At 71.4% G+C, this 9,972-nt stretch carries 8 protein-coding genes; 3 read left to right on the top strand and 5 right to left on the bottom strand.

The features are described 5' to 3' along the window. The 5 genes from ETD86_RS49520 to ETD86_RS49500 all read right to left on the bottom strand — a co-directional run. Positions 1-882: glycosyltransferase family 39 protein (locus ETD86_RS49520; protein ID WP_138673567.1), on the bottom strand; the 882-nt coding region annotated here is incomplete at its 3' end. Continuing rightward, positions 879-2,054, bottom strand: coding sequence for a bifunctional glycosyltransferase family 2/GtrA family protein (locus tag ETD86_RS49515; protein WP_138673566.1), 1,176 nt, complete (start codon positions 2,052-2,054; stop codon positions 879-881). The genes ETD86_RS49515 and ETD86_RS49520, both read right to left, overlap by 4 nt. A gap of 24 nt (positions 2,055-2,078) precedes the next feature. After that, the gene (locus ETD86_RS49510; protein WP_246149442.1) at positions 2,079-3,449 is read right to left on the bottom strand and encodes a sensor histidine kinase; all 1,371 of its coding nucleotides are present in this window, start codon (positions 3,447-3,449) and stop codon (positions 2,079-2,081) included. Next, entirely contained in the window at positions 3,446-4,144 is a 699-nt protein-coding gene (locus ETD86_RS49505) for a response regulator transcription factor (RefSeq protein WP_138673565.1), read from the bottom strand. Before ETD86_RS49505 ends, ETD86_RS49510 begins: the two co-directional genes overlap by 4 nt. Positions 4,145-4,208: 64 nt before the next feature. Beyond that, on the bottom strand, positions 4,209-5,714 hold the full coding sequence (locus ETD86_RS49500) for a phytoene desaturase family protein (RefSeq protein ID WP_138673564.1): 1,506 nt from the start codon (positions 5,712-5,714) through the stop codon (positions 4,209-4,211). A 213-nt stretch (positions 5,715-5,927) separates the two neighbouring features. Between ETD86_RS49500 and ETD86_RS49495 the strand changes: the two genes are divergently transcribed. The 3 genes from ETD86_RS49495 to ETD86_RS49485 all read left to right on the top strand — a co-directional run. After that, positions 5,928-6,854 (top strand): pseudouridine-5'-phosphate glycosidase, encoded by a 927-nt coding sequence (locus tag ETD86_RS49495; protein WP_138673563.1) that lies wholly within the window; start codon positions 5,928-5,930, stop codon positions 6,852-6,854. A gap of 156 nt (positions 6,855-7,010) precedes the next feature. Then, the gene (locus ETD86_RS49490; protein ID WP_138673562.1) at positions 7,011-7,961 is read left to right on the top strand and encodes a carbohydrate kinase family protein; all 951 of its coding nucleotides are present in this window, start codon (positions 7,011-7,013) and stop codon (positions 7,959-7,961) included. Between the two features lie 83 nt (positions 7,962-8,044). Further along, on the top strand, positions 8,045-9,972 hold a 1,928-nt coding region (locus ETD86_RS49485), incomplete at its 3' end, for a hypothetical protein (protein WP_138673561.1).

Raw genomic sequence — 9,972 nt, 5'->3', positions numbered from 1 at the left:
GGGCCTGCCCTGGCCGAAGATCCGGCCGAGACCGTTGTAGCCGATCACCAGGTCCCAGACGGAGTTGTCGGTCGAGCCGCCGATGTACGGCCGCGACTCGGCGGGCCACAGGTCGACGATGACCATCCACCAGGCGCTGGACACCAGCAACACCGCGCCCGCCGCCAGCAGATGCCCCACGCGTTTGAGCCACGACACCCGGGCGCACGCCAGGTACGCCACCCCGAACGCGGGCACCACCAGGTACGCCTGCAACATCTTGGTGTTGAACGCCAGCCCCACGAAGAGCGCGGCGAACAGCAGCGACCGCAGCCGCCCGGTCCGCAGCGACTCCAGGCAGAACCAGGCCGCCAGCACCAGCAGCAGCACGAGCACCGTGTCGGGGTTGTTGTCCCGGTTGATCGCCACGGTGATCGGCGTGAGCGTCATGACGACGGCCGCGGCCGGCGCCGCCACATGCCCCGCCCGTGCCCCCGGGGGAAAGGCGCGGCGCACGGCGGAGAAGACCAGGCCGACGGCCGCCACGCCGGCCAGGGCCTGCGGGATCAGCATGCTCCAGGTGTTGTAGCCGAAGATCCGCGCCGACAGCCCCATGACCCACAGGGCCAGCGGCGGCTTGTCCACGGTGATGAAGGACCCGGCGTCGAGGGCGCCGAAGAAGAACGCCTTCCAGCTGTGGGTGCCGGAGACGATCGCGGCGGCGTAGTACGCGTTGGCGTTGCCGCTCAGCGCCCACGCGTAGAGGACGAACGCGGTCACGAGCACCGCCCACAAGGCGGGACGCGACCAGCGGGGATCCTCCTCGGCACCCAGGAACAGACGGGCGGGCAGGGAACGACTCTCGACGGCCCGGTGCGCGGGCCGCAGCGCGGTGGCGGTCATCGTACGGTCCTCCTCTTGGGGTTGAAGACCCACACGCGCAGCAGCAGGAAGCGGACGAGGGTGGCGGCGGCGTTCGCGATGAGGACCGCGAGCAGCTCGACCTCGTGCGAGACCCCCTCGGGCAGCAGCGACAGACTGCCCGAGGTGAGCGCCAGCCCGACGAGGAACGCGACCAGCCCCTCGAACTGGTGCCGCATCGCCCCTGCCGAGCCGGTGACGCCGAACGTGAAGCGCCGGTTGGCGGCGGTGTTGGCCACGGCCGTGACCAGCAGCGCGGCCGCGTTGGCGGCCAGCGGCGGGACCACCTGCCGCAGCAGCGAGTACAGCGCCAGGTACGCCAGCGTGCTGACCACCCCGACGATCGCGAACCTCGGCAGCTGCTTCGCCATGCCCTTCGGCAGCTCGGCCCGCTGAACCCTCGCGGGCACGGGGATGCGCGCGGCCCCGGACAACGTCTTGCGCGCCACCCTGGCCAGGCCGCGCAGGTCGTCGAGGGCGGTCTGGAGGATGTCGACCCGGCTGTCCGGATCGTCCACCCAGTCCACGGGCACCTCGTGGATGCGCAGCCCGTGCCGCTCGGCCAGGAGCAGCAGCTCGGTGTCGAAGAACCATTCCTCATCATCGACACCGGGCAGCAGAGCCTGGGCGACCTCCGTACGGACGGCCTTGAAACCGCACTGCGCGTCCGAGAAGCCGGCCCCCATCACCGAGCGGAGCAGCAGGTTGTACGAGCGGGAGATGAACTCGCGCTTGGGCCCGCGCTCGACCCGCGACGACCGCGCCAGCCGGGTGCCGATGGCCAGGTCGCTGTGGCCGGACAGCAGCGGCGCCACGAGCGGCAGGAACGCGTCCAGATCGGTGGACAGGTCCACGTCCATGTAGCTGACCACGTCGGCGTCGCTCTGCGACCAGACCCGCCGCAGGGCTCGCCCGCGCCCCTTCTCCTCGAGGTGCACGGCCCGCACGTGCGGAAGCTCCTCGGCCAACTCGGTGGCGAGCTGCCAGGTGTTGTCGGTGCTGGCGTTGTCGGCGATCGTGATCCGGAAACCGTAGGGGAAGTTCCCGGTCAGGTAGGCGTGCAGCCGGGCGACGCTCGCACGCAGCGCCCGCTGCTCGTTGTAGACCGGGACGACCACCTCGACCAGGCGCGTTCTTACTGCTGTCGTGTGCATGCACCTAGCACATGGCTCGCGCCTTTAACGGGACTTATCCGGTTCTGAGTGGCGGATGAGAGTTCCGGGGAGTTCCATCGTGGCGATCGCTCCGCCACCCGGCGCGTTCGCCAGGGTCACCTTGCCGCCGGCCTCCTCCACGGCCTGGGCGACGATCGCCAGCCCGAGCCCGGACCCGGGCAGGCCACGCGCGGACGGCGAGCGCCAGAACCGCTCGAAGACGTGCGGCAGCTCCTCCTCGGGCAGTCCCGGACCGTGGTCGCGCACCGTCAGGCTGCCGCGTTCCAGCGACACGTCGACCTGGCTGTCGGGGCTGAACTTGGCGGCGTTGTCGATGAGGTTGAGCACGGCGCGTTCGAGCGAGGCGGCGCTGCCGACGACGTACCAGGGGCTGAGATCGGTGACGACCTCGGCGCCGCGCAGCCTGGCCCGTTCCACGGCCGCCGTGACCACCTCGTGGAAGGGCAGCTCGACGTGCGGCTCGTGCTCGGTGTCTCCCCTGGCCAGCTGGAGCAGGTCCGCGACCAGCGTGGACAGCTCGGCGAACTGCGCCTTCACGTTCCGCAGCAGGCGCTGCTTGGCGTCGGGGTCGAGGCTGCGGCCGGTCTGCTCACTGCGCAGGAGCAGGTCGATGTTGGTACGGAGGGTCGTCAGGGGCGTGCGCAGCTCGTGCCCGGCGTCGGCGACCAGCTGTTTCTGGCGTTCCTTGGAGCTGGCCAGGGCGGTGGTCATGGCGTTGAAGGAGGAGCTGAGCCGGGCGATCTCGTCATCGCCCTTGACGGGGATGCTCGTGTCGAGGTCCTCGGTCCGCGCGATGTGCTCCACCGCCCGGGTGAGCCGCCCCACGGGGCGCAGGGCCGCGCGGGCGATGAGGAGCCCGGCGGTCGCCGCCGCCAGGACGCCCAGCAAGGCCACGCCTCCGAGCATCAGCGCCACCATCTCGAGCGTGTCACGGAGGTCGCCGAGCGGCACGGCGTCCATGACGGCCATGCCGGGGCCGACGTTCTCGATGCGGATGCGCATCTCCGTCCCGTCCACGGTGACGCCGTTGCGGCAGTGCGGGGACGCGCCCCTGGCCACCACCCCGTCCAGCTTCGTGATCTCAAGCGCCGGCCCGTTGTAGCAGGTCGGGCGGCCGTCGGCGTAAATGAGCTGAGTCGAGCGCTGCGGGCCGAAGTAGGTGTCGGCCCGCGGGACGGGGCCGCAGTGCTCCATCAGCCACGCCACGTAATTGCGCTTGTCCTTGTCCGGGGGCGTGCCGAGCTGCCGGTCCACCTGCTCGTACATCTGCTGCCGGACGATCATGAAGCACGCGCCCGCGCTGATCGCGACCGCGAGCGCCACGGCCACCGTGACCAGCAACGTCAGCCGGGTGCGCAAACTGCTCCAGATCACGATGTGGTCCGTAGCACGTACCCCACCCCGCGCACCGTGTGGATCACCCGCGGCTCACCCTCTGCCTCGGTCTTGCGCCGCAGATACATCACATACACGTCGAGGGAGTTGGACGTGGGCTCGAAGTCGAACCCCCACACCTCGCTGAGGATCTGGTCCCGGGTCAGCACCTGCCGCGGATGCGCCAGGAACAGCTCCATCAGCAGGTACTCGGTCCTGGTGAGGTCGAGCCGGCGATCGCCCCGGGTGACCTCCCGGGTGGCGGGGTCCATGCGCAGGTCCGCGTACGACAGCGTGCCGCCGTCCTGCGGACCCGTGGCCAGCGCGCCGCGCCGCAGCAGGGCGCGGACCCGGGCCAGCAGCTCGTCCAGCTCGAACGGCTTGACCAGGTAGTCGTCGGCCCCCGCGTCCAGCCCGGACACGCGGTCGCCGACCGCGTCGCGGGCCGTGAGCATGAGGACCGGGATGTGGTTACCCGACCCCCGCAGCCTGCGGCAGGCGGTCAGCCCGTCGAGGCGGGGCATCATGACGTCGAGCAGCACGGCGTCATAGGAGTCGCGGGCGAGCTCGTCCAGCGCCGCCTGACCGTCGTCGGCGGTGACGACCTTGTAGCCCTCGAACTCCAGGCTCGACTGCAGCGCCTCGCGCAACGCCGGCTCGTCGTCCACCACCAGCAACCGTGCGAGCTCACTCATGGAGCAAACGCTAGAGGCTCATCATGAAAACCTCATAAACGCGCTCATCCCCATTTCATGAGGATCATGACGTGAGGAGGGCCATCGCGGCGTTGTGGCCGCCGATCCCGCTGACGCCGCCGCCTCTGCGGGCCCCGGCGCCGCACATGAGGACACGCTCGTGCTCGGTCTCCACCCCCCATCCGCCTTCTTCGGCGTACGGCCAGCTCAGGTCGGTGTGGAAGATGTGGCCGCCGGGCAACCCGGCCTCCCGTTCCAGGTCCACCGGGCTCTTGGCCTCCACGCACGGGCTGCCGTCGGGAGCCCGGAGCAGGCAGTCCTCGATGGGCTCGGCGAGGACGGAGTTGATGGAGGCAAAGGTGGCCCGAAGGGCGTCATCACGCGCCTTATCGGGATTTTTCCGGAAAAGTCGTGCTGGCATGTGCAGCCCGAACAAGGTCATGGTCTCCGCCCTCCCCCGCAACCCGGGCCCGAGAATGGACGGGTCGGTCAGTGAATGGCAATAGACCTCGGCCGGCGGCAGCTCCGGGATCTCGCCACGGGCCGCCTGCGCGTACGCCGTCGCCAGCTGGTCGCGCCGCTCGTTGATGTGAAACGTCCCGCTGAAGGCCGCCCGCGGATCCACGGAGGCGTCCTTCAGCCGCGGCAGCCTGCTGAGGACCATGTTGACCTTAAGCTGCGCCCCCTCGGGCACGGTCTGCGGCCTGCCGAGCAGCCGGTCGAGCACCGCGGGCGGCAGGTTGACCAGCACGTGCCCGCCGTTCACCGCGTGCTCGCCGTCCGCGTCCACGAACGCGACCTCCCCGGACGGCGAGATGCCGATGATCTCCGCCCCGGTCCTGATCTCGGCGCCCGCCCGCCGCGCCGCCGCCTCTAGCGCACCGGACACCGCGCACATGCCGCCCACCGGCACGTTCCACTCGCCGGTGCCGTCGCCGATCACGTGGTAGAGGAAACACCGGTTGGCCAGCAGATCGGTGGCCGGATCCGCGTACGTGCCGATGAGCGCGTCGGTGAGCACGACGCCGCGTACGGTGTCGTCGCCGAACCGCTCGTCCACGGTCTCGCCGATCGGCCGCTGGAACAGGTCCCGCCACGCCTCCGCGCCGACCAGGCGCTCGATCTCGGCGGGAGTACGCAGGGGTTCGAGCAGGGTGGGGGCCAGGGCCCGCGCCACTCGCTCGGTCATGCCGTAGAAGTCCTGCCACGCCTTGTGGTCGGCCTCGCCGCCGGTGACGTCCGCGAACGAGGCCGCCGTACGCGCCGCGTCCTCGTTGTCGACGAGCAGCCCGGTGTCGCCCGTGGGCGTGTACGAGGCGTAGCGGCGGCGCCGCAACTCCAGGTCGAGTCCCAGGTCGCGGACGATGCTCGAAGGCAGGAGGCTGACGAGGTAGGAGTATCGCGACAGCCGCACGTCCACGCCGGGGAACGCCTGCGCGGAGATCGCCAGCCCGCCCGCGTGGTCGAGCCGCTCCAGCACCAGCACCCGCCGACCGGCCCCGGCCAGGTAGGCGGCCGCGACCAGCCCGTTGTGCCCGCCTCCTGCAACAATCACGTCATACGACCTCATCCTCGCACTTTAGAGCCCAAAGCGCGCCCCTCGTCAACGCCCGGGGCGATGGATCCTTGATCGGCTCGGCGGCGCGATGCGATGCTGCTCGGGGCGGCGTTCCAGGGAAGATCACCCCCAAGATGGCGACCGACGGAGCTCTCGGCAAATGCCGTAAAATTTCACGTTCGCCCTGAGCAGGGCAAGGATCACGCGAGGAGCACGAAACCCACCATGCGCAGCACCACCGACTCCGTACTCCAGCCGTCCGACGAGGTGGCCGAGGCCCTGGCCGGCGGCGCCCCCGTCGTGGCGCTGGAGTCCACGATCATCTCCCACGGGCTGCCGCAGCCGCGCAACCTGGAGGTGGCGCGCGAGCTGGAGGGAGTCGTCCGCGCCGCGGGAGCCGTGCCGGCCACGATCGCCGTGCTGGACGGCGTACCCAAGGTCGGCCTGACCGAGGTGGAGCTGGAGCGCATCGCGACCGAGTCCGGGCTGCGCAAGCTGGGCCAGCGGGACCTGCCCGTGGCGGCGGCGCTGAAGGCCAGCGGCGCGACCACCGTGTCGGCCACATCGTTCCTCGCCGCCCGCGCCGGGATCCGGGTGTTCGCCACCGGCGGGCTCGGCGGCGTGCACCGGGGGTGGACGGAGGACCAGGACGAGTCCGCCGACCTCGACACACTGGCCCGTACCCGCATCACGGTCGTGTGCGCGGGCGTGAAGTCCATCCTCGACGTGCCGGCGACGCTGCAGCGGCTGGAGACGAGGGGCGTGAGCGTGGTGGGCTACCGCACCGACACCTTCCCCGGCTTCTACCTGCACTCCTCCGGGCAGCCGATCGACTGGCGGATCGAGGCGCCCGAGGAGGCGGCGGAGATCATGCGCGGCCAGGACGCGCTCGGCGGCCAGGAGACCGCGCTGATCGTCGCCAACCCCGTCCCCGAGGGCCAGCAGCTCGACCCGTCGCTGCACGACCGCGTGCTGGCCGAGGCGCTGGCCGCCGCCGAGCGCGAGGGCGTCAAGGGGCAGGCGATCACCCCGTTCCTGCTGGGCTACCTGGTGAACGGCACCGGCGGCGCCTCCCTGGAGGCGAACCTGGCCGCCGTCCGCGGCAACACCGCCCTGGCCGCCCGGATCGCCCTGGCCTGGGCGCGAAAGTGACATGGCAAACCCGTGCCGACTTCTGAGACCGCGCCACATGGCGATCTCATGCCGACTTCTGAGATCGCGCCACATGGCGATCTCATGCCGACTTCTGAGATCGCGCCACATGGCGATCTCATGCCGACTTCTGAGATCGCGCCACATGGCGATCTCATGCCGACTTCTGAGATCGCTGTGACAGACCGCGGCCTGCTCGTCATCGGCGACGCGGTCACCGATGTGGTGGCGTTGCACGGCTCGCCGGTGATGTCGGGCACCGACACGGCCGCCGACATCGTCCTGCGCCCCGGCGGCTCTGGCGCCAACACCGCCGCCTGGGCCGCCCACCTCGGCGCCGACGCCCGTCTGCTGACCCGGCTCGGCTACGACAGCAGCGACTGGCACACCGCCGAACTGGTCAAGACCGGAGTCCGCCCGCACGTGACGGTGGATCCCGAGCATCCCACCGCCGTGGTGATCGCGATGGTCGACCGGAGCGGCGAGCGTACGATGCTCACCAACCGCGGCGCGGGCAGCCTGATCTCGGAGATCGACTGGGACCCCGCCCTGCTGGACGGCGTCGCCCGGCTCCACCTGTCCGGATACGTGCTCTTCGCCCCGCCCGGCCTGCGCTTGGCGAGGGCCGCCATGGCGGACGCGGCGGCCGCGGGCGTGGCGATCAGCATCGACCCGGCCTCCACGGGACCGCTGCGCGACTTCGGCGTTGAACGTTTCATGTGCGAAACGGCCCCCGCCGGCCTCGTCATCCCGAACCTCGACGAGGCACTCCTCCTCACCGGCGCCCCCACCGCGGAGCGCGCCGCCGTCCTGCTCAGTGAGAGATATGGCACAGCGGTCGTGAAGCTGGGCGCGGGCGGCGCGCTGGCCGCCGTGAACGGGACAGTTACGGCAACGGCCGCGGGCTCGCCCGCCGAAGTCGTAGACTCCACCGGAGCAGGTGACGCGTTCGCCGCGGGGTTACTCACAGCAAGCTTGCAGGGGGCCGACGAACGGGGGGCTTTGGAGGCTGGTTGCCGTGCGGGTGCCGCATGTGTGGCCCAGGTGGGCGGTCGTCCACGGTACGGTTTGGATCTGAACCGTCTTTACCCTATTCACACCGATTGATAGCTTGCCGCGTAGGCTGCACCATTAGCCACATGCGTTATGGGCGCCACCACGCGGCTCACTGGGGAGGATAAGGTCCGCCGATGGAAGTCGAGTCATCGATCTGCCTGAGCGACCTAGTCCCTGCTCTGCGCTGGAGCCGACCGCAGCAGGTCGCCGAGGCGCTGGGCGATCCGCGGCTGCCTGCGGGGTGGTGGTCCTCGCTCGCGCTGTCGAAGGCGCTCGGCACGGCCGGCCTCGACTGGATCTGCGAACGTCTCGCGCGGCTGGCCGCCTCCCGTTGGGATCACCTGCCGCTGGCTGACCTGCTGCCCGCGCTGACCGTCCACCACGTCGACCCGGCGTTGCCCGGCTGGCCGGAGGCCACCCGCACCGCGATCATCGGGCTCGGCGGCTGGCAGCGGCTGCGCCGCCTGTCCCCCAGCGACCTGAGCACGCCGTCGGCCACGCCGGAAGTCGTCATCGGCTCGGTCTTCCGCGAGATCCTCGGCCGCATCCCCGTCCAGCGTGAGGCCCCGAAGCCGGAGCACCCCGAGGTGACGCGCCCGCTGCAGCGCGGCGCCGCCGCTTCTTCGCAGGACGAGGCCAGGGGCACGGGGCCGTTCCCCGTCCAGCAGGAGCCCCGGACCGGCTCGTTCGCCGCCCAGAGCGGCCCGTTCGCCCCCGCCCAGAGCGGCCCTCCCGCAGCACGTCCCGAAGGCCCTGCGCGGCAACCCCAGATCGCCGGGCCCTTCGCCGCCGCCCAAGGTGACGGCCAACGCCAGAGCGGCCCCTTCCCCAGCCAGCCGCCGGAGCGCCAGCCCGGCTCGTTCCCGGCCGCGGACGCCGGCTCCCAGCGTCAGCCGTCGGACGGGGGTTCGCCCCGCCAGACCGGGCCGCTGCCCGCCCAGCAGGAAAGCGGCCCGCAACGCCAAACCGGGTCGTTCCCAGCCCAGCAGGAAAGCGGCCCGCAGCGCCAAACCGGGTCGTTCCCAGCGCAACAGGAAAGCGGCCCGCAACAAACAGGTTCGTTCCCCGGGCAGAGCGGCGCGTTCCCCGCACAGCCGCAGAGCGGCGGCGGCCCACGCCAGGGCTTCGCGGGCGACAGCGCGCTCCCCCAGCGCCCAGGCCAGTCCGAACGCCTCCCTCAGCGCCCCGGCCAGTCCGAACGCCATCCCGGGGGGCCACAGCCCGGCCGCCAGGACACCGGTTCCCTGCCCCGCATCCCGATCTCGGGCGGACCCCTCTCCGGCGGTCCCAGCACCGGGTCGTTCCCGCCCATCCCGAGCGCGGACGCCTCCAACGGCACCCCGCGCACGCCCGCGTACCCGACGCCCGGCACCGGCTCCTCACCCAGCCCCGTGCCGTCCGACACCGACCACGCCATGGTCCGGGTCGTGGACAACCTGTTCCGCACCCTGGACAAACTCGAGCTGGCGGTGGCCGTGCACCGGCTGTTCGCCGAGGACCCGGTGAGCCTGCGCACGCTCGCGCACAAGATGCTGGTCGAGCGGGATGCGCTCTCCCAGGCCCAGCGCACCGCCGAGGAACGTGTGCTGCACTGGCTGCGCTCGTCGGAGTCCGCCGCGGTCACGGGGCACATGTTCCGCCTGACCGAGTGGCTCGGCGCGGCCGCCACCGAAGACCAGCTCATCGGCGCCGACCCGGCCCACCCCGTGATGGTGCCGTCGCTGCGCACACCACTGTGGCGGGTGCTGGTGACGCTCATGCCCGACCGCCGCTTCCAGGACGGCTGGCTGGTGGTGGGCGACCTCCACGGTCTGCAGGCCCGTACGAGGCAACTCCTGGCCTCCAGCCCGCCCGAGGCGGACGTCGTCGAGCTGATGGCGGAGCTGGGCATCCGCGCCCATTCGGCCAAGGCATGGCTCGACGCCCTGCCTTCCGAGACCGCGGCCGACCAGGTGTCCGCGGACCCGTCGCCGGCCCAGCCTCTGCCCCGCCGCACCCCGGGCGCCAACGGGCACCACCACCGGGGCGGCCAGCCCATCCCGCCCGCGACCACCAGCTCCAT

Origin of the sequence: Nonomuraea turkmeniaca (assembly GCF_005889735.1) — a bacterium.
Taxonomy (GTDB): domain Bacteria; phylum Actinomycetota; class Actinomycetes; order Streptosporangiales; family Streptosporangiaceae; genus Nonomuraea; species Nonomuraea turkmeniaca.
This window is presented reverse-complemented; position numbering and strand designations above follow the sequence as displayed.